The 26,510-nt window shown below is 60.2% G+C and carries 26 protein-coding genes and 2 pseudogenes; 12 read left to right on the forward strand and 16 right to left on the reverse strand.

All coding sequences use genetic code 11. From position 1 onward, the window contains the following. The first annotated feature begins 40 nt into the window (after positions 1 to 40). The 4 genes from zur to AO240_RS10850 are packed head-to-tail and all read left to right on the forward strand — an operon-like array spanning position 41 to position 2,846. On the forward strand, positions 41 to 523 hold the full coding sequence (zur, locus tag AO240_RS10835) for a zinc uptake transcriptional repressor Zur (protein ID WP_058413897.1): 483 nt from the start codon (positions 41 to 43) through the stop codon (positions 521 to 523). Then, positions 523 to 1,308 carry a zinc ABC transporter ATP-binding protein ZnuC gene (gene znuC, locus AO240_RS10840; protein ID WP_099236540.1) on the forward strand — a complete coding sequence of 262 codons (786 nt, stop codon included), beginning with the start codon at positions 523 to 525 and terminating at the stop codon, positions 1,306 to 1,308. Before zur ends, znuC begins: the two co-directional genes overlap by 1 nt. Further along, on the forward strand, positions 1,301 to 2,089 hold the full coding sequence (znuB, locus tag AO240_RS10845) for a zinc ABC transporter permease subunit ZnuB (RefSeq protein ID WP_099236541.1): 789 nt from the start codon (positions 1,301 to 1,303) through the stop codon (positions 2,087 to 2,089). The genes znuC and znuB overlap by 8 nt, the downstream gene beginning before the upstream one ends. A gap of 37 nt (positions 2,090 to 2,126) precedes the next feature. Beyond that, a complete protein-coding gene (locus tag AO240_RS10850) occupies positions 2,127 to 2,846 on the forward strand; it encodes a PA5502 family lipoprotein (protein WP_099236542.1) in 720 nt (239 codons plus the stop codon). A gap of 115 nt (positions 2,847 to 2,961) precedes the next feature. Here AO240_RS10850 and katE read toward each other — a convergent pair whose 3' ends face one another. Next, on the reverse strand, positions 2,962 to 5,103 hold the full coding sequence (katE, locus tag AO240_RS10855) for a catalase HPII (RefSeq protein ID WP_099236543.1): 2,142 nt from the start codon (positions 5,101 to 5,103) through the stop codon (positions 2,962 to 2,964). Between the two features lie 265 nt (positions 5,104 to 5,368). Here katE and AO240_RS10860 point away from each other — a divergent pair, with 265 nt between their 5' ends. The 3 genes from AO240_RS10860 to AO240_RS10870 are packed head-to-tail and all read left to right on the forward strand — an operon-like array spanning position 5,369 to position 7,875. Continuing rightward, complete coding sequence (locus AO240_RS10860; RefSeq protein WP_058413892.1) at positions 5,369 to 6,376, forward strand: methionine ABC transporter ATP-binding protein; 1,008 nt, start codon at positions 5,369 to 5,371, stop codon at positions 6,374 to 6,376. Further along, positions 6,376 to 7,050 carry a methionine ABC transporter permease gene (locus AO240_RS10865; protein WP_099236544.1) on the forward strand — a complete coding sequence of 225 codons (675 nt, stop codon included), beginning with the start codon at positions 6,376 to 6,378 and terminating at the stop codon, positions 7,048 to 7,050. The genes AO240_RS10860 and AO240_RS10865 overlap by 1 nt, the downstream gene beginning before the upstream one ends. A 51-nt stretch (positions 7,051 to 7,101) precedes the next feature. Further along, positions 7,102 to 7,875 carry a MetQ/NlpA family ABC transporter substrate-binding protein gene (locus tag AO240_RS10870; protein ID WP_099236545.1) on the forward strand — a complete coding sequence of 258 codons (774 nt, stop codon included), beginning with the start codon at positions 7,102 to 7,104 and terminating at the stop codon, positions 7,873 to 7,875. Between the two features lie 1,221 nt (positions 7,876 to 9,096). Here AO240_RS10870 and AO240_RS10880 read toward each other — a convergent pair. The 4 genes and pseudogenes from AO240_RS10880 to AO240_RS10895 all read right to left on the reverse strand — a co-directional run bounded on the left by AO240_RS10880 (position 9,097) and on the right by AO240_RS10895 (position 10,569). Continuing rightward, the gene (locus AO240_RS10880) at positions 9,097 to 9,732 is read right to left on the reverse strand and encodes an SCO family protein (RefSeq protein ID WP_099236547.1); all 636 of its coding nucleotides are present in this window, start codon (positions 9,730 to 9,732) and stop codon (positions 9,097 to 9,099) included. After that, positions 9,729 to 9,896, reverse strand: a pseudogene (locus AO240_RS10885) (protoheme IX farnesyltransferase); the annotation flags it as partial. The pseudogene AO240_RS10885 and the gene AO240_RS10880, both read right to left, overlap by 4 nt. Beyond that, positions 9,887 to 9,982, reverse strand: a pseudogene (locus AO240_RS10890) (cytochrome c oxidase subunit 3); the annotation flags it as partial. The pseudogenes AO240_RS10885 and AO240_RS10890, both read right to left, overlap by 10 nt. A 35-nt stretch (positions 9,983 to 10,017) precedes the next feature. Further along, on the reverse strand, positions 10,018 to 10,569 hold the full coding sequence (locus AO240_RS10895) for a cytochrome c oxidase assembly protein (protein ID WP_099236548.1): 552 nt from the start codon (positions 10,567 to 10,569) through the stop codon (positions 10,018 to 10,020). 266 nt (positions 10,570 to 10,835) lie between these two features. On the opposite strand from AO240_RS10895, the gene AO240_RS10900 reads away from it, so the two are divergent. Continuing rightward, on the forward strand, positions 10,836 to 11,483 hold the full coding sequence (locus AO240_RS10900; RefSeq protein WP_099236549.1) for a hypothetical protein: 648 nt from the start codon (positions 10,836 to 10,838) through the stop codon (positions 11,481 to 11,483). Between the two features lie 69 nt (positions 11,484 to 11,552). On the opposite strand, the gene AO240_RS10905 is transcribed toward AO240_RS10900, so the two are convergent. From AO240_RS10905 to AO240_RS10930, 6 genes are all read right to left on the reverse strand, one after another. Then, positions 11,553 to 13,100, reverse strand: coding sequence for a SulP family inorganic anion transporter (locus tag AO240_RS10905; RefSeq protein WP_099236550.1), 1,548 nt, complete (start codon positions 13,098 to 13,100; stop codon positions 11,553 to 11,555). Between the two features lie 85 nt (positions 13,101 to 13,185). After that, complete coding sequence (locus tag AO240_RS10910; protein ID WP_058414595.1) at positions 13,186 to 13,917, reverse strand: carbonic anhydrase; 732 nt, start codon at positions 13,915 to 13,917, stop codon at positions 13,186 to 13,188. A gap of 229 nt (positions 13,918 to 14,146) precedes the next feature. Further along, complete coding sequence (locus AO240_RS10915; RefSeq protein ID WP_099236551.1) at positions 14,147 to 15,205, reverse strand: PA0069 family radical SAM protein; 1,059 nt, start codon at positions 15,203 to 15,205, stop codon at positions 14,147 to 14,149. A gap of 81 nt (positions 15,206 to 15,286) precedes the next feature. Next, positions 15,287 to 16,585 (reverse strand): cytochrome c, encoded by a 1,299-nt coding sequence (locus tag AO240_RS10920; protein WP_099236552.1) that lies wholly within the window; start codon positions 16,583 to 16,585, stop codon positions 15,287 to 15,289. A gap of 12 nt (positions 16,586 to 16,597) precedes the next feature. Continuing rightward, positions 16,598 to 18,382 (reverse strand): GMC family oxidoreductase, encoded by a 1,785-nt coding sequence (locus AO240_RS10925; RefSeq protein WP_099236553.1) that lies wholly within the window; start codon positions 18,380 to 18,382, stop codon positions 16,598 to 16,600. A gap of 2 nt (positions 18,383 to 18,384) precedes the next feature. Further along, on the reverse strand, positions 18,385 to 19,137 hold the full coding sequence (locus tag AO240_RS10930) for a gluconate 2-dehydrogenase subunit 3 family protein (RefSeq protein ID WP_099236554.1): 753 nt from the start codon (positions 19,135 to 19,137) through the stop codon (positions 18,385 to 18,387). Between the two features lie 270 nt (positions 19,138 to 19,407). Between AO240_RS10930 and AO240_RS10935 the strand changes: the two genes are divergently transcribed. Next, positions 19,408 to 20,094: a dual specificity protein phosphatase family protein gene (locus AO240_RS10935; RefSeq protein WP_099236555.1), complete on the forward strand. Its 687-nt coding sequence runs from the start codon at positions 19,408 to 19,410 to the stop codon at positions 20,092 to 20,094. 6 nt (positions 20,095 to 20,100) lie between these two features. On the opposite strand, the gene AO240_RS10940 is transcribed toward AO240_RS10935, so the two are convergent. After that, complete coding sequence (locus AO240_RS10940; protein WP_058414589.1) at positions 20,101 to 20,373, reverse strand: YheV family putative zinc ribbon protein; 273 nt, start codon at positions 20,371 to 20,373, stop codon at positions 20,101 to 20,103. Beyond that, entirely contained in the window at positions 20,370 to 22,421 is a 2,052-nt protein-coding gene (gene prlC / locus AO240_RS10945; RefSeq protein ID WP_099236556.1) for an oligopeptidase A, read from the reverse strand. The genes AO240_RS10940 and prlC overlap by 4 nt, the downstream gene beginning before the upstream one ends. A gap of 102 nt (positions 22,422 to 22,523) precedes the next feature. Between prlC and AO240_RS10950 the strand changes: the two genes are divergently transcribed. Further along, complete coding sequence (locus AO240_RS10950) at positions 22,524 to 23,066, forward strand: gamma carbonic anhydrase family protein (RefSeq protein WP_058414587.1); 543 nt, start codon at positions 22,524 to 22,526, stop codon at positions 23,064 to 23,066. Continuing rightward, positions 23,063 to 23,722: an HAD family hydrolase gene (locus AO240_RS10955; RefSeq protein WP_099236557.1), complete on the forward strand. Its 660-nt coding sequence runs from the start codon at positions 23,063 to 23,065 to the stop codon at positions 23,720 to 23,722. Before AO240_RS10950 ends, AO240_RS10955 begins: the two co-directional genes overlap by 4 nt. An 86-nt stretch (positions 23,723 to 23,808) precedes the next feature. Here the strand turns inward: AO240_RS10955 and AO240_RS10960 are convergent, their stop codons facing one another. Further along, positions 23,809 to 24,852: an aminopeptidase gene (locus AO240_RS10960; RefSeq protein WP_099236558.1), complete on the reverse strand. Its 1,044-nt coding sequence runs from the start codon at positions 24,850 to 24,852 to the stop codon at positions 23,809 to 23,811. Positions 24,853 to 24,994: 142 nt separating this feature from the next. Between AO240_RS10960 and AO240_RS10965 the strand changes: the two genes are divergently transcribed. Beyond that, the gene (locus AO240_RS10965) at positions 24,995 to 25,417 is read left to right on the forward strand and encodes a hypothetical protein (RefSeq protein ID WP_099236559.1); all 423 of its coding nucleotides are present in this window, start codon (positions 24,995 to 24,997) and stop codon (positions 25,415 to 25,417) included. On the opposite strand, the gene AO240_RS10970 is transcribed toward AO240_RS10965, so the two are convergent. Continuing rightward, positions 25,418 to 25,657, reverse strand: coding sequence for a DUF1161 domain-containing protein (locus tag AO240_RS10970; protein WP_056860983.1), 240 nt, complete (start codon positions 25,655 to 25,657; stop codon positions 25,418 to 25,420). A 222-nt stretch (positions 25,658 to 25,879) separates the two neighbouring features. Further along, on the reverse strand, positions 25,880 to 26,311 hold the full coding sequence (locus AO240_RS10975) for an OsmC family protein (protein ID WP_099236560.1): 432 nt from the start codon (positions 26,309 to 26,311) through the stop codon (positions 25,880 to 25,882). Positions 26,312 to 26,510 lie beyond the last annotated feature (199 nt).

Here is a 26,510-nt window from a genome sequence, read left to right on the forward strand (position 1 = left end):
GTAACATAATAACGTCTCTATCAAATGTCTGTCGCCGCTCATGCCTAAAACACCGCTTGCCAGCCGTCCCCACGACCACTCCCACTGCGTGCACACCGCACTGTCAGAGGCCGACACCCTGTGCGCGCAGAAGGGCTTGCGCCTGACCGCCTTGCGTCGCCGGGTGCTGGAACTGGTGTGGCAGAGCCACAAGCCGCTGGGTGCCTACGACATTCTCGGCGTACTCAGCGAGCAGGACGGCCGCCGCGCCGCGCCGCCCACCGTGTACCGCGCGCTGGATTTTCTGCTCGAAAACGGCTTGGTCCACCGCATCGCCTCGCTCAACGCGTTTGTCGGCTGTAACCACCCGGAACACGCACATCAGGGCCAGTTCCTGATTTGCCGCGAGTGCCATGCCGCCATCGAGCTTGAACAAAAAAGCATCAGCGACGCGATTATCAAGAGTTCTGCCGAGGTCGGCTTCAAGGTCGAAGGGCAAACGGTCGAAGTTGTCGGCCTGTGCTCGGGCTGCCAGGGGGCTTGATGAGCAACGCGTTAATCCGCCTGGAGCAGGTTGGGGTCACGTTCGCCGGGCAAAACGTGCTGGATAACATCGCCCTGAGCGTGAAGCCTGGGCAAATCGTCACCCTGATCGGCCCGAATGGCGCCGGCAAAACCACCCTGGTGCGCGCCGTACTCGGTTTGCTCAAGCCCGACACCGGCAGCGTGTGGCGCAAGCCCAAGCTGCGCGTTGGTTACATGCCGCAAAAACTCCACGTGGACCCGACCTTGCCGCTGTCGGTGCTGCGCTTTCTGCGCCTGGTGCCCGGTGTCGACCGCCCGCGCGCGCAGGCCGCGCTGAAGGAAGTCGGCGCCGAACAGGTGATCGACAGCCCGGTACAAAGCATCTCCGGCGGCGAAATGCAGCGCGTACTGCTGGCCCGCGCCCTGTTGCGCGAGCCCGAATTGCTGGTGCTTGATGAGCCGGTGCAAGGCGTCGATGTCGCGGGCCAGGCCGAGCTGTACAGCCTGATCACACGGCTGCGCGACCGGCATGGCTGCGGCGTGCTGATGGTCTCCCACGACCTGCACCTGGTGATGAGCACCACCGACCAGGTGGTCTGCCTGAACCGCCACGTGTGCTGTTCCGGCCACCCGGAACAGGTGAGCAGCGACCCGGCCTTCGTCGAGCTGTTCGGCAAGAACGCGCAAAGCCTGGCGATTTATCATCACCATCACGACCACGCCCATGACCTGCATGGCGCGGTGGTCGACGACCGCCAAACGCCGCCTACCCACACGCATGGAGCCGACTGCAAGCATGGCTGATTTTCTGTTCTACGCCCTGCTGGCAGGCTTGGCTTTGGCACTGGTGGCAGGCCCGTTGGGCTCGTTTGTGGTATGGCGGCGCATGGCCTATTTTGGCGACACGTTGTCGCACGCCGCGCTGCTTGGCGTGGCCATGGGCTTTTTGCTGGATGTGAGCCCGACCATCGCCGTCACCGTGGGCTGCCTGTTGCTGGCGGTGCTGCTGGTCACCCTGCAACAGCGCCAGCCGCTGGCCTCCGACACACTGCTGGGGATTCTCGCGCCGAGCACCTTGTCCCTCGGGCTGGTGGTGCTGAGCTTCATGCATGAAGTGCGCATCGACCTGATGGCCTACCTGTTTGGCGATTTACTCGCGATCAGCCCCACCGACCTTGCGTGGATCTTGGGCGGCAGTGCGGCCGTGCTGGTGTTGCTCGTGACCCTGTGGCGGCCGCTGCTGGCGATCACCGTGCATGAAGAGCTGGCCACGGTGGAAGGTTTGCCCGTACCGGCGCTGCGCATGACCCTGATGCTGTTGATCGCCGTGGTGATTGCTGTCGCGATGAAGATTGTCGGCGTATTGTTGATCACGTCGCTGCTGATTATTCCCGCCGCCGCTGCCCAGCGCCACGCTCGCTCACCCGAGCAAATGGCGATTGGCGCGAGCTTTTTGGGGATGCTGGCAGTGTGCGGGGGCCTGGCGTTGTCCTGGTTCAAGGACACTCCGGCCGGGCCGTCGATTGTAGTCGCGGCCGCCGCCCTGTTTTTGCTGAGTTTTGTCCTGCCCCGTCGTGGGGTGTAGACTTGCTCGCTTTTTGCGCAATTAGAGAGTCGCAGGAATGAAGCCGTTCAACTCCCGTTATCTGCTCCTTGCCGCATTTTCCCTGCTGCTGGGCGCCTGTCAAAGCACACCGCCCGCCGCACTTGAGGCGCCGGATGCTCGCGCTGCGGCCATCGCGCAGCTGGAGCAAAACCTGGCCAGCAGTGAACTGGCCACCGCAGAAGACCAACTGGCCGCGCTGCAAGCCCAAACGCCCAACGACCCGGCCCTGGAGACTTACCAGCGCCAATTGGCCGAAGCCTACTTGCAGCGCAGCCAAATTGTGCTGCAAAAGGGTGATGTAAACGCCGCTGCCACGGCCTTAAGCCGTGCCCGCGCGCTGATGCCCAAGGCGCCGGCACTCACCGGTGGCGTGAACAGCGCGATCAGCCACGCGCGTAAAGTCGAGTTGCATAAAGCCGAAGCCGCCTTGAAGGCAGCCGAAGCCAAGCCTGCGGCCAAGGTCATCGACCCGGCAGCCCCGAGCACTACGGTTGCGCTGAACCTGACGGATATAGAAGAGCTGCGTCACCAGCTGGATGCGATTGCCACCGACGTGGTGAATTACCAGTGCGACGTGAGCATCCACGTGCCGCGCACGCAGGATTACCCGTGGCTGGCCACGTTGCTGACCAAACGGGTGAAGCGAATTGATTCTGGGTATGACCTGAAGATTCACCGGCAGATTATCAAGCACATTCCGGCGCAGGTTGTGCTGATACCGCGCAAGGCGCAGTAAAGCCATCGGGAGCAAGCCAGCTCCCACATTGGACGGCATTCACCGTTCAAATGTGGGAGGGGCGGTGCGGCGATTCGACTTGCTCCCGATAGCGGTCTAACAGACAGCCATTTACTTAAGCCGGAATCGCCTTGGCCTTAGGCTCACGGTCCCAAACCCGGTGCTGCGCAATCGCCGCAAAGAACGCCTTGAACGCCTTGGCATCCTCGCCAACGATCAGCCCCGCATCTGCTTCAAGCTTGAGCAAGTCCAACAATGGCTTCGCGTCATTGGCAACGGTAATCGCCTTCAAGTGCTTGTACGCTTCCAACAGGAAGTGCAACGCCACACCGTCACCGCTCAGCGCCTTGATCGACTCTTTACCGCCAGGCACGAACACCGCATCAAACGCAATCGACGGCATGCCTTCCATCGACGCATCCACCGGCAGGCTCTTGCCATCCGCTGTCTTCACCGGTGCCGAGGTCGGCCCCAGCAGCTTGGCGTGTGCGCCTTCGGCTTCCAGCGCCTTCTTCAACGCATCAATCGCTGCGCCATCCACGCCGTTCGCCGCAAGAATTGCGACTTTGCGTGTCTTGATATCGCCCGACAGCAGATTCACCTGGCTCAATGCAGGCGATTCTTTCAGCGACGTCTCACGCGCAGGCACCGTGCCTTTGGTTGGCGCCGGCAGGCCGAGGTTTTGCGCAACGCGCTTGGCCAGCTCCAGGTCAATGTTGGCGAGAATCTCGTCAACTTGGCGGGCACGAATAAACTCACGCTCCACCTTGCCCAACTCGAAGCTGTAGGCCGCGATGATGTGCTCTTTCTCGTGGTGGCTCATGCTGTTGAAGAACAGCGTGGCTTGCGAGAAATGGTCGCCAAACGACTCACTGCGCTCACGCACTTTGTTGGCGTCGACGCGCTCGTAATAGGTCTCGAAACCACCATCCTCGGCAGCCGGTGGCGTTTCTTTCGGCCAGCCGCCGTCGATCGAATTCGGCTCGTACGCCGCACGGCCCTTGTCGATTACGGTGCGATGCTGGGCATCACGCTGGCCATTGTGGAACGGCGTAACAGGGCGGTTGATCGGCAGCTCGTGGAAGTTCGGCCCACCGAGACGGCTGATCTGCGTATCCGTGTAGGAAAACAGACGGCCTTGCAGCAGCGGGTCGTTGGTGAAGTCGATACCCGGCACGATATGGCCAGGGCAGAAGGCGACTTGTTCGACTTCAGCAAAGAAGTTGTCCGGGTTACGGTTAAGCACCATCTTGCCCAGCGGCGTAATCGGCACCAGCTCTTCGGGGATGATCTTGGTCGGGTCGAGCAAGTCGAAGTCGAACTTATGCTCGTCTTCTTCCGCAACGATCTGTACGCCCAGTTCCCACTCAGGGTAGTCACCGCCTTCAATCGCTTCCCACAGGTCGCGACGGTGGTAGTCGGTATCTTTACCGGCAAGCTTTTGCGCTTCGTCCCACACCAGGGAGCAGGTGCCGACTTTTGGATGCCAGTGGAATTTCACGAAGGTCGACTTACCCTCGGTATTGATCAGGCGGAAGGTGTGAATACCAAAACCCTGCATGGAGCGCAGGCTCTTTGGAATGGCACGGTCAGACATTGCCCACAAAACCATGTGCGCCGATTCCGGCTGCAGCGAGACAAAATCCCAGAACGTATCGTGGGCCGAGCCGCCGGTAGGTATTTCGTTGTGGGGCTCAGGTTTCACCGCGTGTACAAAGTCGGGAAACTTGATCGCATCTTGAATGAAAAACACCGGCATGTTGTTGCCCACCAGGTCGAAGTTGCCTTCGTCGGTGAAGAACTTCACGGCAAAACCGCGCACGTCGCGCACGGTATCGCCCGAGCCGCGCGGGCCTTGTACGGTCGAAAAGCGCACGAACACCGGGGTTTTATGCTCCGGGTTACGCAGGAAGCCGGCCTTGGACAGCGCCGAATGGTTTTCATACGTTTGGAAATAACCGTGCGCGCCCGTACCGCGGGCATGCACGATGCGCTCCGGAATACGTTCGTGGTCAAAGTGCGTGATTTTTTCACGCATGATGAAATCTTCCAGCAGCGAAGGGCCACGGGAGCCAACTTTCAGGGTGTTCTGGTTGTCAGAAATCTTCACGCCTTGGTTGGTGCGCAGCGCCTGGCCGGTAGCGTCTGAGCGAAACTCCTCCAGTGCCTCAAGCTTGGCGTTGGTGTTGCCACGGTCCAGTGTGTCGGTGCCCGCGAGCTCACTCTTCGACGGGGTGGCTGGCTTCTTGATGCTCATCAGTCAAAACTCCTTATTCAAAGTGGCCAGAGCGATCCCCGGCTCATTTGAGCAAAACCCCAGGCACGGCACCTGGGAAATCGAGTTGCTTAAGTAGTGACTGATACAGTTTTGCACCGTTCCTTTTTTATGACCTTTGATCGCGTTATTGCCAAATCGCTGGTTGAATGAGAAATAAATGCTAAATAACGCTATACGGACAGGCTAAAATGCGCGCCCGGCTAACCGCTGATCCCTTTTCCATGCGCCCCACAAGGTTCGCTACGTGATCGAGTTTCATAACGTCCATAAAACCTACCGCGTCGCCGGTAAGGAAATCCCCGCCCTGCACCCCACCAGCCTGCGCGTCGAAAACGGCCAGGTGTTCGGCCTGATTGGCCACTCCGGTGCGGGAAAAAGTACCCTGCTGCGTCTGATCAACCGCCTGGAGCAACCCAGCGGTGGCCAGATTCACGTTGACGGCGAAGAAGTCACCGCCCTGGACGCCAACGGCCTGCGCCGTTTCCGCCAGCAAGTCGGGATGATCTTCCAGCACTTCAACCTGCTCGCCTCCAAGACCGTTGCCGACAACGTGGCGCTGCCACTGACGCTGGCCGGCGAATTGTCGCGCAAGGACATCGACCTGCGTGTGGCTGAGCTGCTCGCCCGCGTCGGCCTGTCCGACCACGCCAAAAAGTACCCGGCGCAGTTGTCCGGTGGCCAGAAGCAACGCGTCGGCATCGCACGCGCCTTGGCGACCAAGCCGAAAATACTGCTGTGCGACGAAGCCACCAGCGCCCTCGACCCGCAAACCACCGCGTCGGTGCTGCAATTGCTGGCCGAGATCAACCGCGAGTTGAAGCTGACCATCGTGCTGATCACCCATGAAATGGACGTGATCCGCCGCGTCTGCGACCACGTGGCGGTGATGGACGCCGGCGTCATCGTCGAGCAAGGCTCGGTGGCCGACGTGTTCCTGCACCCCAAGCACCCGACCACCAAGCGCTTCGTACAAGAAGCCGAGCAGGTCGACGACGGCGAGCAGCGTGATGACTTCGCCCATGTGCCGGGCCGCATCGTGCGCCTGACGTTCCAGGGCGAAGCGACCTACGCGCCGCTGCTGGGCACCGTGGCGCGTGAAACGGGCGTGGACTACAGCATCCTCGCCGGTCGTATCGACCGCATCAAAGATATTCCCTACGGGCAACTGACCCTCGCCGTCACGGGCGGGGACATGGAAGCCGCCTTCGCCCGCTTTACCGCGGCAGACGTCCACATGGAGGTTCTGCGCTAATGGAAGTCCTGTTGAGTTTTTTCGCCAATATCGACTGGTCGGAAATCTGGCTCGCCACCGGCGACACCATGATCATGCTGTTCGGTTCGCTGTTCTTCACCATCGTGCTGGGCCTGCCGTTGGGGGTGCTGCTGTTCCTGACCAGCCCGCGCCAACTGTTCGAACAAAAAGGCCTGTACGCGCTGCTGTCATTGATCGTGAACATCCTGCGTTCGCTGCCGTTCATCATTTTGCTGATCGTGATGATCCCGTTCACCGTCCTGATCACCGGCACCTCGCTGGGTGTGGCCGGTGCGATTCCGCCGCTGGTCGTGGGCGCCACGCCATTCTTTGCGCGCCTGGTGGAAACCGCCTTGCGTGAAGTCGACCGCGGCATCATCGAAGCCACCCAGTCGATGGGCGCCAGCACGCGCCAGATCATCGTCAACGCGCTGCTCCCCGAAGCCCGCCCCGGCATTTTTGCGGCGATTACGGTGACGGCGATTACACTGGTTTCCTACACGGCCATGGCCGGTGTGGTCGGCGCCGGTGGCTTGGGCGACTTGGCAATCCGTTTCGGTTACCAGCGCTTCCAGACCGATGTAATGGTGGTCACCGTGGTGATGCTGTTGATCCTGGTGCAAATTCTGCAAACCGTCGGCGACAAGCTGGTGGTGCACTTTTCTCGAAAATAACCGCCATTGCCGACTCAATGTCGGCAAATGCCCGAACAAGGAGCTTGCTGAATGAAAAAACTACTGGTTGCTTTCGCCGCCGTTGCCGCGTTTTCAGCCCACGCCGCCGAGACCATCACGGTCGCCGCGTCGCCGGTGCCGCATGCGGAAATCCTCGAGTTCGTCAAACCTGCGCTCGCCAAAGAAGGCGTGGATTTGCAGGTTAAAGTCTTCACTGATTACGTGCAGCCGAACGTACAAGTGGCTGAAAAGCGCCTGGACGCCAACTTCTTCCAGCACCAGCCGTACCTGGATGAGTTCAATAAAGCCAAAGGCACTCACCTGGTCAGCGTCGGCGCTGTGCACCTGGAACCGCTGGGCGCTTACTCCAGCAAATACAAAACCCTGGCCGAACTGCCCGATGGCGCCAACGTGGTGCTGCCGAACGACGCCACCAACGGCGGTCGCGCGCTGTTGCTGCTGGCCAAGCACAACCTGATCACCCTGAAGGACCCGACCAACATTCTGTCGACCATCAAGGACATCACCGGCAACCCGAAAAACCTGAAATTCCGCGAACTGGAAGCCGCCACCCTGCCGCGCGTGCTGACCCAGGTTGACTTGGCGCTGATCAACACCAACTACGCGCTGGAAGCCAAGCTTGACCCTTCCAAGGATGCGCTGGTGATCGAAGGCAACGACTCGCCTTACGTGAACATCCTGGTGGCCCGCGAAGACAACAAAGACTCGGACGCGGTGAAAAAGCTGGTCGCAGCCCTGCACACGCCCGAAGTGAAGCAATTCATCGAAGAGAAGTACAAAGGCGCGATCAAGCCAGCGTTCTGACCGCCCTCATGATCTCAAAAGCGGACGCAGAGCGTCCGGGGCGGCATTCCCACGCGGAGCGTGGGAACGATCCTTCACCACCCGACCTCAGGGCTACTGGAGATCAAAAAATGTGGGAGGGGGCTTGCTCCCGATAGCGGTAGGTCATTCGATGCATAAGTCGACTGGTCCACCGCCATCGGGAGCAAGCCCCCTCCCACATTTGTTATGCGTTGCTTGAAAAATCAGGCCGGCACACATGGTCTGGCCCCTAAAGTATCAAGGGGCCGCCAAGCACTACTTCCACGTAATGGGTGGCGGCTGTACGCAGGTGTGGAAGACCGGGACGTTAGGCACCCGGCGCGCTCGAAAGCGCCCCGCGCACAGCCACCAAAAAACACAGCCAAGAAAAAGCGCCTGACACGAGGTGACGCTTTGTCCGACGACACATTGTTCAAACCTTGCACAAAACCACTGTGGGAGGGGGCTTGCTCCCGATAGCGGTAGGTCAGTCGATGCATAAGTCGACTGGTCCACCGCCATCGGGAGCAAGCCCCCTCCCACATTTGTTATGTGCTGCTTGAAAAATCAGGCCGGCACACATGGTCTGGCCCCTAAAGTATCAAGGGGCCGCCAAGCACTACTTCCACGTAATGGGTGGCGGCTGTACGCAGGATGCTTGAAAAATCAGGCCGGCACACATGGTCTGGCCCCTAAAGTATCAAGGGGCCGCCAAGCACTACTTCCACGTAATGGGTGGCGGCTGTACGCAGGTGTGGAAGACCGGGACGTTAGGCACCCGGCGCGCTCGAAAGCGCCCCGCGCACAGCCACCAAAAAACACAGAGGTGGCGGCTGTACGCAGGTGTGGAAGACCGGGACGTTAGGCACCCGGCGCGCTCGAAAGCGCCCCGCGCACAGCCACCAAAAAACACAGGCAAGAAAAAGCGCCTGACACTAGGTGGCGCTTTGTGCGCCTAACGATATAAGGGCTTCCACACCCTGCCACTGAATTTGCAGTGACAGTGCCAAGACTAGCCACCCCAAGACCACCGAACAAGTTCACGCACGGCGACACAACGTGCAGGAAATGTCCGACGACACATTGTTCAAACCTTGCACAAAACCACTGTGGGAGGGGGCTTGCTCCCGATAGCGGCAGGTCATTCGATGCATAAGTCGACTGGTCCACCGCCATCGGGAGCAAGCCCCCTCCCACATTTGCCGATCAGTGCTTACCGGTTTACTGACGCTTCAGCAAAACCGGCAACTGCAGCACCAGCTTCTGGTTGTTCAGCGGCGCACGGATAAACCCGCGCTGCGTGCCGTCCGGGCCGATCAGCGCGAGGTTACCGCTGTGGTCGACGGTGTAGTTCGGCTTGCTGGTGTCCGCCGGAATAAACGGGATGCTCAGCGCATTCGAGACCTTCTGCACATCGTCGACGTTCGCGCCGGTCAGGCCTTGGAATTGCGGGTCGAAGTAGCCCAGGTATTGTTTGAGCTGAGCCGGCGTGTCGCGGTTCGGGTCAACGCTGACCAGGATCACTTGCAACTTATCCACAGCCTCTTTGGGCAACTCGCTCTTGATCTGGCGCAACTGGGCGAGGGTGGTCGGGCAGATGTCCGGGCAAAAGGTGTAGCCGAAGAACAGCAGGCTCCACTTGCCTTTCAACTCGTTGGCCAGCACCGGCTGGCCGTCTTGATTGGTCAGGGTCACCGGCGGCAACTGGCGGCTTTGCGGCAGCAATATGATGCCGGCGTCGATCAGCGCGGTCGGGTCGCCCTGGCTTTTGCCATTCAGCACTTTGTAGACGGTGAGGCCCATGATCAACGCGACGATGGCCACCAGAATAAACACGGTTTTTTGAGTTCGAGTCATAGGTTCAACACTAAGTAGTGATCGATGAGCAGGGCGATAAACAGCAGCAACAGGTACAAGATTGAGTACTTGAAGGTGTTGATCGCCGCGTGCGGCTGAGCGCCACGGTACAGCACCCAGGCCCATTGCAGGAACCGCCCGCCCACTACCAGCGCACACGCAAGCCGTACACGGTGACCAATAGGCCAAACCGGGCAACTATTGGCCACCCGCCTTGCGCTGGTACGTAGTACGTATCATGAGTCGGAATGTATTAATTTTATTGATTGAGCCTGCAAGCCGTCGCTAGCCGCCGGTACGGGCTGGTGCGGGCGGTTGCCGCGCAGTCACATCGAACAGCGTGTACGCCAAGGTCAAATGCTTCACTTCTTCAGGCATGTCGCGGTCGACAATGAAGCGCACCGGCATCTCGATGCGCTGACCTGGCTGCAGCACCTGTTGGGTGAAGCAAAAGCACTCGGTCTTGTGGAAGTACACCGCCGCTTCGGCCGGTGAAATGCTTGGCACCGCCTGCGCGGTCATGGCCTTATCGGTGGGGTTGTAGGCCACGAACAGCATCTCGGTGACCGCGCCGGGGTTAACCACCACCTCGTCAGCTGTGGAGTGGAACTCCCAGACCATGCCGGTGGCATTGGTCGACATAAATTGCACGCGCACCTGGCGTGTGGCGTCCACCCCCTGCTGGCCCTCGTACTGCCCGGCAGCTTTGCCGTGGATGCCGAAGGCTTTGCACATCACGGCGTAGATCGGCAGCAGGGCGAAGCCGAAGGCGAACATCGCCACTCCCAGGATCAGCAAGCGCGTCAGCCGCCGTTTGATCGGTACGGAGTCAGCCATGACGGTCACCCATTGTTCGCTAAGTGCGTAATAACCCGAGTATAGACAGCGCCTGAAACCCCGCAATGCGTACGGTAAATCAACTAAATACCGGCGTTCAGGCCATGTAAATCGGGGGGCGGAATCGTTTCTGCGCCGATCTATCGCAATTCGATATAACGGCAGCGCATAAGCATGAAATAATTATGACAAATGCATCTTGGGTGCTCGTTTAACCGAGCTACCTTATCCTCTCCACTCCCTACGCCTGCACCACTGGAGCCTTCATGAACACCGCCGCATTGCGCGAGCAGATTTCCCGTGCCCATCAACACGAAGCCAGCACGGGCCAGCTTGCGCGGCAACTGGAAAAACAATTGCCACACCTGCATGCGGCCATCTCCCTGGCTGACGGTGATCGCACCCAAGTCATGACCCGCTTTGTGACTGCCTACATCGAACTCGTGCCGCAATTGCTCGAAGCCGCGAATGACGTGGCCCGCGAAGCCGGTATCGAGAGCCAGATCAAGCCGGTGCTGAAAATCGCCGAGCATTTCTTCCTGCAACCGCCAGCGATTTTGGCCGGTCATGAAGGCCTCGACGGCCTGCTGGATGAGGCTTACCTGGCCCATCGTTTGGTAGAAGAGGTTAACGACCTGTATATCAAGCATTTCGGCCAGCCGTTGATTCCGGCGGACACCACTGTGGCCAACGTGATTGCCCACCAATTGATCGGCGAGCAGTTTGCCAATCAGCTGGATGAAGCCGTGCACTTGGCAGTGGACGAGATGCTCAACGATGACAGCTTCGCGCTGGAGTCGGTCGAAGCCTATCGCGAGCAGTTGAAGAGCCCGCAAACCGAAGCGGCATGGAAGCGCTGGCCGTGCCTGTCGCGGCAGTTGGGGGTTGATCTGGCGCTGGATCAGCCGGCTTAAACCTCAAAACCCGACACAAAAAAACAGGGGAGGAGCACAGCTCCTCCCCTGTTTTTTATGCGTGTTTTGTCAGCGAATGGACGGCGCCGAGCCAATCCCCACGGTCGTGCGCACACGCCCTTCCAGGCGACGCTTCAAGCCTCGCGCCTCGATCACCAGCTTCGAGCCCTTGGCCGAATTCGCCCGGCCCCATTCCTCCAGCAACTCCAGGCAGGAATGGTCGATGTAACTCAAGTTGTTCAGCGGCACATGCACCGTGGTGCCCGCCGGCACCGTCGACAACACTTGAGTCAGCGCCGGCACTTTCAGAAAGGTCGCCGCGCCCGTCAAGCGCAACTCCATTTCGCCATCCTGAGGCAAGTCGATCAGGCTGACCTTCAGTCGCGAAGCCTTGAAGGCCAGCTTCACCAGCGTCAGCGCGAAGCCCAACAGCACACCGGTCAGCAAGTCGGTAAACACGATGGCCAATGCGGTGGCGGCATAGGTGAACATCGGCATGCGGCCATAGCGGCCCAGCCCTCGGAACGCCTTGATGTCCACCAGCTTGATCCCGGTGTACACCAGCACACCCGCCAGGCTCGCCACCGGAATGCTTTGCAGCACGCTCGACAGCAACAGCACGAAACCCAACAGCCACAGGCCATGGAACATCGCCGACAGTCGCGTGGTGGCACCGGCCTGCACGTTGGCCGAGCTGCGCACGATCACGCCGGTCATCGGCAGCGCACCCACCAGGCCGCAGAGCATGTTGCCTACGCCCTGGGCAGACAATTCCTTATCGAAGTCGGAGCGCTGACCGCTGTGCATACGGTCGACCGCCGCCGCCGACAGCAGCGTCTCGGCGCTGGCAATAAACGCCACGGCGAACGCGGCGATCAACAGCTGTGGGTCCGCCAGGTTGAGCAGGTCACTGGGGCGCAGCCAATCGATGGCATCGGCGAGGTTTTCCGGCACTTCCACGCGCTTGACCTGCAACGCCAGCACCAAGCTGGTAATCGTCGCCAAACCCACGCCCAACAAAGCGCCGGGCACGAAACGCAATTTTTGCGGGCGCAATTTATCCCACAGGTACATCACCAACATCGTCGACAGGCCGAGCAAGCCCGCTTGCCAGCCAATGCCACCGCCGAGGCTCGGAATCGCTTCGGCCAGCGCGGCCGGGAAGCCCGCCAGGTTATCCAGCCCCGACGGTTTGGGCGCGCCGTCGAGCATCACATGCACCTGCGACAGCACAATCAACACGCCGATGCCCGCCAGCATGCCGTACACCACCGCCGGCGCGGTGACACGGAACCAGCAGCCGAGGCGCAAACGCCCTGCCACCAATTGCAGGAACCCCGCCAGCAATAAGATTGGGCCAAGCATCATCATGCCGTGCTGGCGCACCAGCTCGAACACCAACACCGCCAAACCGGCGGCCGGGCCACTGACTTGCAGCGGCGAACCGGCCAGCCAACCCACCACCAAACCGCCGATGATGCCGGTGATCAAACCCTTGGCCGGCGGCATGCCGGAGGCAATGGCGATGCCCATGCACAGGGGCAGGGCGACCAGAAACACAACCACGGAGGCGAGCAGCTCCCGTGGCAGTACAGCTTTCAATTGAGCAGCACGCATGATGACTCTCCCGAGGCATTCGCCGGGCGCGGCAAAGCCTGGCTGCATCCATGGCAGCCGCCGCTTTACCCGGCAGGGAAGTGTGTTAGAAGCGCGCTTTAGGCGTCGCGGATGGAATCGGCCCGTCGCCGCTTAGAGATCGGAACGCCGATTGATCCGCATCGTAAGCACGGATTTCGCTGGTTTCGATGTTGTAGATCCAACCGTGGATAAACAATTGGCCATTGGCCATGCGCGAAGCCACAGAAGGGTGGGTGCGCAAATGTTGCAGCTGGGCGATGACGTTTTCTTCGGTCAGCACCTTCATGCTCTCGCCTTCGTTGGCGCAGTCGCAGTTGTCCTCGACCATCGACTTGGCGACCTCGGCATGCCGCAGCCAGGCCCTTACGGTCGGCATCTTCTCAAGGCTGGCAGGGTTGAGTACCGCGCGCATGGCGCCGCAATCAGAGTGCCCGCAAACGATGATGTGCTGTACGCCCAAGGCGAGCACCGCGTACTCGATGGCCGTTGAAACACCGCCGTTCATCTGGCCATAAGGCGGCACCACGTTGCCCACGTTACGCGTCACGAACAGGTCACCCGGGGAGCTTTGGGTGATCAGCTCGGGCACGATGCGCGAGTCGGCGCAGGTGATGAACATCGCGCGTGGGCTCTGGGCCGTGGCGAGTTTCTTGAAAAGCTCTTCCTGCTGAGGGAAGACGTCGTGATGAAAATGCAAAAAGCCGTCAACGATGTGCTTTAACGCTGCATCGGCGGATTCCGCCACCTGAGGGGCTGAAGCCGACGCAGCCAACGGCTGTTTATCCTTGTCACTCATGATTCATCCTCTTGATTAATGCAGGGGGGAGTGTTCAAAAAAGTTCGACGCCCGGCTAGTGGATTAGTTGTAAAACTTCCCACATTCAGGCGCCGACTCATCAGTCACTCGCAGAACAAGGTAACCGCCGAAACTTAACTCAAACTGAATGAACCGCTCTAGAATGGGCGTCTCAGTAATGTCAAAACGCGACTATTGCTACACGGACGCCGCGTTCCTCGCCGTCAGTCTACAACAAAGCCAATTGCCTGCCCGGTGGGCAAAACGCCGCGCAATCCAGGTTGAACCCTTCCCGCCGATTGAGCCCAAGGCGCTTGATTGCCTTGCTGAAGCGCTGCGCCAACAAATCCGCAAAAGGCCCCTCGCCACGCATGCGCACGCCGAAACGGCTGTCGTACACCTCACCACCGCGCACCTGGCGCACCAGGCTCATCACATGCGCCGCGCGCTGCGGGTAATGCGCCGCCAGCCACTCCTCAAACAGCGGCGCCACCTCCAGCGGCAGGCGCAGCATCATGTACGCTGCACTTTGCGCACCGGCGGCGTGCGCTTCGGTCAGCAGGCTTTCCAACTCACTGTCGTTGATCATCGGGATCATCGGCGAACACAACACGCCCACTGGAATACCGGCCTCGCGCATCACCCGAATCGCCCGCAACCGCGCCTTGGGCGCCGCTGCGCGCGGCTCCAGGATGCGTTTGAGTTCGTCATCCAGGCTGGTGAGGCTGATCATCACGCCCACCAGACGCTGGCGCGCCAATTCGGTGAGTAAATCAAGGTCGCGCAGTATCAGCGAGCCCTTGGTGATGATGGTCACCGGGTGCCGGTAGCGCAGCAGCACTTCGAGGGTTTGCCGGGTGATCGTGTATTCGCGCTCGATGGGCTGATAGGGATCGGTATTGGCGCCAAGATTAATCGGCGCACACACATAGCCCGGCTTCGACAGTTGCTGTTCCAACACCTCGGCCGCGTTGGTCTTGGCGATCAGTTTGGTTTCGAAATCCAGCCCCGGCGACATGTCCCAATAAGCGTGGCTGGGCCGCGCATAGCAGTAGATGCAGCCATGCTCGCAGCCGCGATACGGGTTGATCGACCGATCAAACGGCAGATCCGGCGAGGTGTTGCGGGTGATGATGGTCTTGGCCGTTTCGATACGCACTTCAGTGCCTTGGGTCGGCGGCACTTCCTGATACCAGCCGTCGTCTTCGGCCACGCTGACGGTGGGCGCAAAACGGTTGTGCAGATTAGTCGCGGTGCCCCGGCCACGGGGCGGCAGCGGAGTAGACATGAAAACGCCTCGATACTGTTTTTATAAACAGTATCGAGGCGCGAGGTGTCTGACCAGTGCCGTTTGGCGGTCAGCGCAGGCTCAGTGCTTTTGCGTCACTTGGCCGAGGTCATCACCCGAGGTGGTGCGCATATCACTCTTGCGCAGATCCGCCACGTCACTGGCTTTCACCGGCGCACCTTTGTTGCCCCAACTGCCGCGAATGAAACTGACCACATCCGCCACTTCCTGGTCCGACAGCCGCCACGCAAAGGCCGGCATGGTGAAGGTCGACGGTGCGGTGTGGGTGGCCGGCAAGGTGCCGCCGTTCAACACAATGTTGATCAGCGAGGTCGCGTCCGCCGTCTGCAACACCGGGTTGCCCGCCAGCGCCGGAAACACCCGCGTATAGCCGTGGCCGTCGGTGCGGTGGCACGCCGCGCAGTTGTCGATATACACCGAGGCGCCGGGCTTGCTGTCATCGCCTTTCCACAAGGCCTCGGCGACCTGTTTGTCGTACTGGTGCGGCGTGTCTTTGGGATCGACCGCCGGCAGGCTTTTGAGGTAACGCGCGATAGCCGTCAGGTCGTCTTGCGACATGTACTGCATGCTGTGCACCACCACATCGCTCATGCCGCCGAACACCGCACTGCGGTCGCTGCGGCCGGTCTTGAGAAATTGCACCAGTTGCTCTTCGCTCCAACTGCCGAGGCCGTCTTTGTGGTCGCCACGCAGGCTTTTTGCGATCCAGCCTTCGAGTGGCGCGCTGCCGGACAGGAACGCGTCGCCGTCCGTCGCGCTGAGGGCTTTTTCCTGCATGGTCAGTGCGCGCGGTGTGTGGCAGGCGCCGCAGTGGCCGAGGCCTTCCACCAGGTACGCGCCACGGCTGATCACCGGGTCGGCGGCGGCCTGCACCGGCTGCGCCTGCACCGCCGGGGCAAACATCCAACGCCAGGCCGCCAACGGCCAACGCATGCTCAAGGGCCAGGGAATATCACTCGCCTTGTTCTCTTGGGCGACCGGCTCAACGCCTTTCATGAAGTACGCATACAGCGCCTGCATGTCGCTGTCGCTGACGCGTGCGTAAGACGGGTAGGGCATCGCCGGGTAAAGCGTACTGCCGTTTTTGGCGACGCCATGGCGCACGGCTTTGTCGAAGTCTTCGAAGCTGTAGTCGCCCAGGCCGGTCTTGTCCGGGGTGATGTTGGTGGAATAGATCACGCCAATCGGGGTTTCCATTGGCAGGCCGCCGGCAAACGGTTTGCCGCCCTTGGCGGTGTGGCAGGCCACGCAGTCACCGGCGCGGGCCAGGTATTCGCCCTGCTTGATCACGTCGGTGTCGGCGGCGCTTACCGAGCAACTGCTGAGCAACGCCATGGCAGCGATAACGAGTGTTTTCATGGTCATCGCTCCTTATGCCTGAACCAGTGGGCCGGGGTTTTTCAGGTACTGCTCGCGGATAGCGCGAGCCGACCAATAGGTCAACGCCGCCACCAGGCCCGTAGGGTTGTAACCCAAGCCTTGTGGGAAGGCGGACGCGCCAGGCACAAACACGTTGTGTACATCCCAGCACTGCAGGTAGCGGTTCAACGCGCTGGTTTTCGGGTCGGTGCCCATGATCGCGCCGCCGTTGAGGTGGGTGGTCTGGTAGGACGCGGTGTTGAAGTGTTCGCCCACCTGCTTGCCGAGCAGGGCGATGGCCTTGGGGTTCATCGCTGCGGCGACCTTGCTCAGCTTGTCGACCATGAAGCGGTTCATCTTGATGTCGTTTTCCTGCCAGTCGAACGTCATCCGCAGCAACGGCATGCCGTAGGCATCACGGTAAACCGGGTCCAGATCCAGGTAGTTGCCGCGGTAGGACTGATGCGCACCGTGCGCGTCCATCGACACCTGGTGGGTGTAGTAATCGGCGGTCGCGCGTTTCCAGGCACTGCCCCACGCCGGCGTGCCCGGCGGGTTGGAGGTACCGGCAATCGGCCGGCTGCCCGCTTGGTTGACCCACATCGGCGAACCGCCGACAAAGCCGTGCGGCCCGTGGTCGAAGTTATCCGCGTTGAAGTCATCGATAGCCACGCCATTGCCGCCAGCGCCGATGAAGTTGTTGGTGTGGGTGTCTTTGTCGAAGAAGGCCTTGATGGTGGCCATGTTCTGGTAGGCGAAGTTCTTGCCCACCACGCCTTCGCCGCTGATCGGGTCGTAAGGCTTGCCAATGCCCGACAGCAGCATGAGACGCACATTGTTGAACTGGAAAGAACCGAGAATCACCAAGTCAGCCGGCTGCTCGCATTCGCGGCCTTGGGCATCCACGTACGTCACGCCGGTAGCTTTGCTTTTGGTGCTGTCGAGGTTGACCTTGAGCACGTGGGAGTTGGGCCGCAGCTCAAAATTCGGCACCTGACGCAGCGCCGGCAAGATGTTCACGTTCGGCGAGGCTTTGGAGTACATGTAGCACACATAGCCGCTGCAAAAACCGCAGAAGTTGCACGGGCCCATCTGCGCGCCGTAGGGGTTGGTGTACGGCCCCGAGGTATTTGCCGACGGCAGGTTGTAGGGTTTGTAACCCACCTCGGTAGCGGCTTTCTGAAAAAGCTGTGCAGAGACGGTGTTTTTCTGCGCTTGCAGCGGGAACGGGTTGGAGCGGTCCGGCGCATACGGGTTGCCGCCACGGCCCTCGCCAACGAGCTGGCCTTTTACGGTCCAGGCCTGGCCGGAGGTGCCAAAGACTTTTTCTGCATAGTCAAAAAACGGTTCCAGTTCTTCATAGCTCACGCCGAAGTCCTGGATGGTCATGTCTTTGGGAATGAAATTTTTGCCGTAGCGCTCTTCGTAGTGGCTACGCATGCGCAACTCGATAGGGTCGACGCGAAAATGCACGCCCGACCAGTGCAGGCCCGCGCCGCCTACGCCGTTGCCCGGCAAGAAAGCGCCCAACTGGCGGTTGGGCATGGCGATGTCATTCACACTGTGGCGAATGGTCACCGTCTCTTTGGAAATGTCCTGGAAGAGTTTTTTACGCACGCTGTAGGTCAGTTCGTCGATGACCTGTGGGTAGTTGCCGTCTGGGTAAGTGTCCTGCATCGGGCCGCGCTCCAGCGCTACCACGTTGAGGCCAGCTTCTGTCAGCTCCTTGGCCATGATCGCGCCGGTCCAGCCGAAGCCCACGATCACCGCGTCGACTTTTTTCATGATGGTTGCCACGTTTATGCCCTCTCGCCGCGAATGGAAACAGCCGGAAAGGGGTATTGCTCGTTGCGTTCAACCCAGTCCATGAAATCGGCGCGGGCGCCGGGGAAGCCGATCATGGTCCAGCCGACCATGCCTTTGTTGCCGCCATGAATCGGGTCGCAGAAGAAGCCTTCCTTGGTGTTTTGCAGCAGCAAATTGAAAAACATCTTCGGTGGCACCGCCGCAAAATGCGCGCTTACTTCGCTGCCGCCAGCTTCCAGACGCCGCAGCATGTCTTCCTGGGTAGCGCTGTCTTGCGCAGCAAAAGCTTTACCGTTAAACGCTTTCGACCATAAGTCCGTGGCGGCAATGCCCAGTCGATAAATCTCTTTGGGCACCAGTTTGCTCTGCCAGCCCATTTCCGGCGGCGCGTCAGCGTTGAACGGGCCTTGCATGAACCACAGGGCACCGCTGGCGTACGGCGTGTTCATCTGGCGGTCGATGTATTCCGGCGCGCCCGCTTCCAGGGCACCTGGGCCTTGGGCGTCAGCCGGGATCAAACGGGCAACGGCGGCATTGATAAACGCCCACTCTTCGGCGGTGAAGTAGCTCGGCTCGTAGGCGTTGTCGCTGCCGGCAGGCTTGGCGGGCGCGGCTTGGGCCGGGGCTGGCGTGGCCATCATCAGCGAGCCGCCAAGGCCGGTGCTGGCAACCGTGACCACCGGGATCAAGGTCAAGGATTTGCGCAAAAAGTCGCGCCGGGGGTTGTCTTGATCTTGATCAGACATGGGTGCACCTCATCATGTGGTCACGGGTTTATCAGCCGCTTCTGGGAGCAGCGTGAAGGCTTGCCTGGAAATGGGATCCAAAAGGATAGAACACACCGGCAATCAATAGTTACAAATGATAGCAGGCTAAGGATTTGAAGAATCGATTCAGCCGCAAAAACACCGCCGCCAGGTTATTCACGATTCTTTGACGAGCGCCTCACGCGCCGTTGACCGGCGGTAGACGAAGCTATCGCCCATCAGCCACTTCCCTATTCGGTCACAAAGCGCATGTTCTCGATTCGACTGCTGCCTGCCCTCGGCGTGGCACTCATGACGCTGTTCACCACCGCTGCCACACACGCCGATGACGCCGGCTCACTGCGCTCCCCTGAATGGGCCCAGCCGGTGGGCAACCAATTCAACCTGCACCAGATGACGCCCACGCTGTATCGGAGCGCGCTGCCCAACAGCAGCGCGGTGCCGGTATTGCAAAACCTGAAGATCGCGACTGTGATTAACTTTTTGCCGGAATCGGACAGCGACTGGCTGAAATCCTCGGACATAAAACAGGTGCAGCTGATTTATCGCACCAATCACGTCGACGATTCCGACGTGCTGGCGGCACTTAGAGCCATCCAGGACGCACAAACCAATGGCGCGGTGTTGATGCACTGCAAGCACGGCTCCGACCGCACCGGCCTGATCGCCGCCATGTACCGCGTGGTGGTTCAAGGCTGGAGCAAGGAAGACGCGTTGAACGAGATGACCCTGGGCGGCTTTGGCAGCAGCAATGGCTTCAAGGACGGCGTTCGCTACATGATGAAGGCCGATGTCGACAAGTTACGCACGGCCTTGGCGAATGGCGATTGCAGCACCAGCGCGTTTGCGCTGTGCTCGATGAACAGTTGGCTCAACACGGCGAGCAGCCGCCGCGTTGAGCCAAAGCAAGACGCTGAAGTGGTACTTACACCCTGAACGGTGTCAGTCTTTTTTCAGCTTGGGGTTGGGAAAAAACTGCACGGCCTGCACTTTAGGGTCCGGCGCTTTCAACGCCGAGGTATTGACCCGCGTGCCCAATTCCTTGGGCACCGACAAACCCTGGTCATTCAGCGTGTCGGTATACCCGCAGGCCACGCATTCGCGGTGCGGCACGCTGTCCTCCGTCCACATTTTCAGCTTGTCCGGCTCGCTGCACGCCGGGCAGACCGCCCCAGCGATGAATTGCTTTTTGCTGATCACAGGCCCTTCGCTCATGCTGCCGCGTCCTCACTGAGGCCGCTGTGGCGCAAGAGTGCGTCAATCGACGGCGCACGGCCGCGGAAGTCGACGAACAGCACCATCGGCGCCTGGGAGCCGCCGCGCGCCAGGATCGCCTCACGGAATGCGCGGCCGGTTTCGGCGTTCAACACGCCGTCTTCTTCAAACTTCGAGAAGGCATCCGCCGACAGCACTTCGGCCCACTTGTAGCTGTAGTAACCCGCCGCATAACCGCCCGCGAAGATGTGCGCAAAACTATTGGGGAAGCGGTTGTAGGCCGGTGGGCGCATCACCGAGACTTCATTGCGCACGCCTTCAAGCACCTGCGCCACGCTGCGGCCATCGCCGTGGGTAGCGTGCAGTTCAAAGTCGAACAGCGAGAATTCCAACTGGCGCACCATCATCAGGCCGGACTGGAAATTCTTCGCCGCAAGCATTTTTTCCAGCAGGTCTTGCGGCAGCGGCTCGCCGGTTTCGTAGTGGCCGGAGATCAACGCCAGGCCTTCCGGCTCCCAGCACCAGTTCTCCATGAATTGGCTCGGCAATTCCACCGCATCCCACGCCACGCCGTTGATACCGGAAACACCGGCGTGGTCAACGCGGGTCAGCAGGTGGTGCAGGCCGTGGCCGAATTCGTGGAACAGCGTGGTCACTTCATCGTGGGTCAGCAGCGCAGGCTTGCCGCTGTCGGCCGGGGTGAAGTTACACACCAGGTTCGCCACCGGGCTTTGCAGCACGCCGTCGACGGTGCGGCGACGGTCGCGGGCGCCATCCATCCACGCACCGCCACGCTTGTTGGCGCGGGCGTAGAGGTCGAAGAAGAAGCGGCCGACGTGCTGGCCGTTTTCCTTGATTTCAAACAGGCGAACATCCGGGTGCCAGGTGTCGAAGCCTTTTTGCTCTGCGATTTCGATGCCGTACAGGCGCTGCACGATGGCGAACAGCCCGCCCAGCACTTTGTCGATCGGGAAGTACGCACGCAGGGCTTCCTGAGACACGCTGTAACGTTGTTCACGCAGCTTTTCGCCGTAGAAACCGCTGTCCCAGCTTTGCAGGTCGGCGCAGCCTTGTTCGGCAGCGTACGCCTTGAGCTGTTGCAGATCCTGGGCGGCAAACGGCTTGCTGCGCTTGGCCAGGTCGCGCAGGAAGCTCAACACCTGGTCACTCGACTCGGCCATTTTGGTGGCCAGGCTCAGCTCGGAGAACGAGGCGTAGCCCAAGAGTTTGGCCAGCTCCTGACGCAGGTCGAGGATTTGCTCCATCACCGGGCCGTTATCGTTCTGGCCGGCATTCGGGCCTTGGTCCGACGCGCGGGTGCAGTAGGCCGCGTAGAGTTCTTCACGCAGGGCACGGTCTTGGGCGTAGGTCATCACCGCGAAGTAGCTCGGGAATTCCAGGGTGATCAGCCAACCGTCGAGGCCTTTGGCCTGGGCGGCGGCGGCCATTTGCGCCTTGGCCGAGTCGGTCAGGCCGGCGAGGGTGGTTTCATCGGTGACGTGTTTGGTCCAGGCTTGGGTGGCGTCGAGCAATTGGTTGGAAAACTTGCTGCCCAACTCCGAAAGCTTGCTTTGCACTTCGGCGTAGCGTTTTTGCTGCTCAGGCGGCAAATCGATACCCGACAGGCGGAAATCGCGCAACGAATGTTCCAGGATGGTTTTTTGCGCCACGTCGAAACCCGCAGCTTCCGGGCTGTTGGCCAAGGCTTCGAAGGCCTGGAACAGCGCACGGTTCTGGCCCATCTCGGTGGAGTAGGCGCTCAACGCAGGCAGACAGCTTTCGTACGCCTCACGCAGCTGCGCGCTGTTACACACGGCGTTGAGGTGGCTGACCGGGCTCCAGGCAGCGCCGAGGCGGTCGTTCAGCTCGTCCATGGCGAGGATCAGCCCGGCCCAGGTCGGGTTTTTACCCTGGCTTTGCAGGATGCCTTCGATGGCGACGCGGTTGTCGGCCAAAATCTGTTCGATGGCCGGTTGCACGTGCTCGGCACGGATCGCCGAGAACGGCGGCAGGTCGTAGGACTGCAGAAGCGGGTTGTTCGCGCTCACGGTGGGCACCTTGGCTGAAGAAACATGTAAGAACAAAGATGGGGCCATCTTAATTACAATCAATGCCCACCGCAGCTATCAACAACAGAGAGAGAAGCTATCGTGACCCTTCGCACCTATCAGAACCACACGCCAGCCTTGGGCGCCGGGGCTTTTGTCGATATTTCGGCGGTGGTGATCGGCGATGTCGAAATCGGCACCGACAGCTCGGTCTGGCCGTTGACCGTGATTCGTGGCGACATGCACCGCATCCGCATCGGTGCGCGCACCAGCGTGCAAGACGGCTGCGTTCTGCACATCACCCACGCCGGGCCATTCAACCCGGATGGCTTCCCGTTGCTGATCGGCGATGACGTGACCATCGCGCACAAGGTGATGCTGCACGGCTGCCGCGTCGGCAATCGCATTTTGATCGGCATGGGCAGCATCGTGATGGACGGTGCGGTGGTCGAAGACGACGTGATCATTGGCGCGGGCAGCCTGGTGCCGCCGGGCAAGACACTCGAAAGCGGCTTTTTGTATGTCGGCAGCCCGGTTAAACAAATCCGCGCACTCACCGACAAAGAGCGCGCGTTTTTCACCTACAGCGCGGCGAACTACGTGAAGCTCAAAGACCTGCACCTGGCTGAGGGGTTCGACCAATGAGCCTGCCCTATCAAACCGTGCTGTTTGACCTGGACGGCACGCTGACCGACCCGCGTGAAGGCATCACCCGTTCGATCCAGTACGCCCTCGGCAAGCTCGGCATTGACGAACCGGACCTGACCAAGCTGGAACACTTCATCGGCCCGCCGTTGCTGCAAGCGTTCATGCAGTTTTACGCCTTCGACGAGGCCAAGGCGTGGCAGGCGGTGAATTTCTACCGTGAGCGTTTCAAGGTCACCGGGCTGTATGAAAACCACGTGTTCGAGGGCGTGATACCGTTGCTCGAAGCGCTCAACGGCCAAGGCCGTCAGTTGTACGTGGCCACCTCCAAACCGTGGGTGTTCGCCCGCGAGATCGCCCGGCATTTCGATTTTGCCAAGCACTTCAAGGCGATCTACGGCAGCGAGCTGGACGGCACACGCACCAACAAAGTCGAGTTGATTGCCCACGTGATCAGCGAGGAGGGCCTGGACCCGGCCACCACGTTGATGATTGGTGACCGCAAGCATGACCTGATCGGCGCACACAGCAACGGGCTGGCTTCGGCAGCGGTCGGCTATGGGTTTGGCAGTTTTGAAGAACTGAGCGCCGAGGCACCGACCTGGCACTTTGAGACGCTGGATGAGCTGCATCAGGCGTTTTTGCAGCGCGGCTGATGCCGCTATCGCAGGCAAGCCAGCTCCCACATTGAATCGGTGCACACAGATCAAAATGTGGGAGCTGGCTTGCCTGCGATGAGGCCCTAACGGCTAGCACCCTCCAACTGCCTCAACGCCGCCTTGCGCTGCTCCACCGGCAACCCACCCAGCTTCTCCACCGCCGCAAAAAACTTCACCCAATCGCCACCTTCCTGCCGAAACAACGCGGCAAACGCCGGCACCCATTGGTCATACAGCCCGAACGGCAGCAACCGCGCATTGTTCATCGGCTGGTTTACCCACACGTCATAACGCTTGTCGCCGCCCCATTGGCTATCGCGCATCTGGCGGTACTCACTGCGCAACCGCTCAAACTCTGCGGCTTTGGCTCGCCGCATCGCATCAGCCGCCAGCGGCTGCGCGTACAACCGTTCAAGGCGTTTGCGCGTGTCGAGTACCAGTCGGATGAATTGATCCCGTTGCTGCACCGCCGCATTGCTGATCGGCGCCAGGCCCCGCGCCGCACGCCATTGGCGGGTGCCTTCCTGCTCGACAAAATTGGCATACGACTCGTTGAACTCGGTGTCGTCCTTCACGTAAAAACGCTGGTGCGCCAGCTCATGAAAGATCAGCGTGGCCAAGCGCTCATCGCCCCAGCTCATCATCGAACTCATGATCGGGTCGTTGAACCAACCCAGCGTGGAATAAGCCTCGACGCCGCCAATCGAGACGTCCATACCGCGTTGCTGCAACAACGCCGCTTCGCCGCGCGCTGCGCCTTGGTTGTAATAACCGCGATAAGCCACGCAGCCGGCAATCGGGAAGCAATGGGTGTCGGGCGACAGGGAAAATTCCTGCGTGGCAAACACATTCCAGACCACGTAAGGCCGGCCAATGTCAGCGTATAACCGGTAACTCTGGTTATCCGGCAGGTGCAGGTGCTGGCTGGCGAACGTGCGCGCTTTCTGCGCTTGCACCAAGTGCTCACGCAGCGCCTGTGGGCGAGAAGGGTCAGCAATAACCTCGGAAACCGGTTCCCGCGCCCGCAACAATTGCCACTGGCCACCGGCCAACTGGCTGTAGTAACTGACGCTGGAACAGCCGCTGAGCAGCAGCACCATCAACCCTGGAAGAAAACGCCTGACCATGCCCCAACCACTCCTGGGTTATTTGCTCGCCAGACTAGCCTGCCAGCGGGGAGTTTTTCCATTGCACGGCATGTTTATACTGATACAGAGCCTGCCGCCCTCGGCGCCGGGTTCAATTCTTTCCAACCGTTGAGTGCCTATCATGCGCCAGCTCGTGCTTCCCATCACCGCCGCGTTTCTCAGCGCCTGTGCGTTGACCCCGATACCGCCGGTCGATCCGAACCAGGCTTGGGTCGACTTCACCACACCGACGCCGGGCGCCAAACTGGTGATGGCCCAGCGCCTGGACGGCAAAAACCTCGACGATGGGCGTTTCTTTCAGGTGCCGCCCGGCAGCCACGAGTTGATGGTGCGCTTTGATTTCGAAGTCAACACGGGTGGGGGCTTGGGCGGGCTGGACCAGACGCGCGACCAAACCTGCTTCATCACCCTGCACTACGACAATTTCCAGGCCGGCCAGCGCTATGTTCTGGAAGGGCGCTCGCTGGCCTTCACGCCGAACATTCGGCTGTATGACTCAGCGCGTCAGTTGCTGGCGCAAGAGCGCAGCGTGAACTGCCTGTAATCAGTCGCTGTTTTTCTGGTAAATGATGCGCTTGGTGCCGTTTTCGCAAGAACCAACAATCATCGCGCTGTCGTGGTTCTTGGCTTCTTCGGCAGTAATGATTTCCAGGGTGTAAGACGGGATCGCCTTGGCCTGGATATTCACTTCAATCTCTTTCCTGAGCTCTTCACAATCTTTTGGAGCGGCCACGGCCGAAGTGGCCAATACACCGCAGATGATCGCCAAGGCAAAACGTTTCATTTTTGAAGCTCCCTGAATGCATTGCGCACGGGTGTGCGTCTAAGGCTGCATAGGCTATAGGACCACATCCGGGAAACACGAGTTCTGATTTAAAGCAGAACTAAATGCAGGAGGGAGCGTGCTCCCGATTGCGGCAGGCCAGCCAATGCTTGGCTGCCTGGTACACCGCTATCGAGAGCAAGCTCCCTCCCACTTTGGACCTGCTGTGTTTCTCAGAGCGCGTTAGCTAACCAGCGTGGCATCCAGGCTGATTTTAGCATTCAGCAGCTTGGACACCGGGCAGCCTTCTTTGGCTTTTTTGCTCAGTTCATCGAACTGCGCCTGGCTCGCGCCCGGAATCTTGGCCTTAAGGATCAAATGCACCGCGGTGATGGCAAAACCGCCGTCAACCTGGTCAAGCGTCACTTCAGCGTGTGTGTCGATGGTGTCAGCCGTAAGGCCGGCGTCGCCCAGGATCATCGAGAACGCCATCGAGAAACAACCCGCGTGGGCCGCGCCAATCAGCTCTTCAGGGTTGGTGCCCTTGCCGCCTTCAAAACGAGCCTTGAAGCCGTAAGGCGCGTCGCGCAGTACGCCGGTTTCGGTGGAAATCGAACCCAGACCTGTCTTCAGATCACCTTCCCAATGCGCGGATGCTTTTTTAACGATACTCATAGCTTTCTCCTCGAACGGTGGTTTTGCTTCAGTAAGGGTTCTGAGGATAGAAGCGCTGGCAAAGTTCATCTTGTCGGAGAAACCTAGCAATTCAGTAGGAAATTTCCCTAGCGGCTATTGAATCTCGGGTATATGCCCTCATTTCATAGAGCATGCACATGAAGCGGCAGGTTTTGGTTCGACTTAAAAGCCTGCGCCC

This window comes from Pseudomonas sp. ICMP 460 (assembly GCF_002723595.1).
Lineage (GTDB): Bacteria > Pseudomonadota > Gammaproteobacteria > Pseudomonadales > Pseudomonadaceae > Aquipseudomonas > Aquipseudomonas kitaguniensis.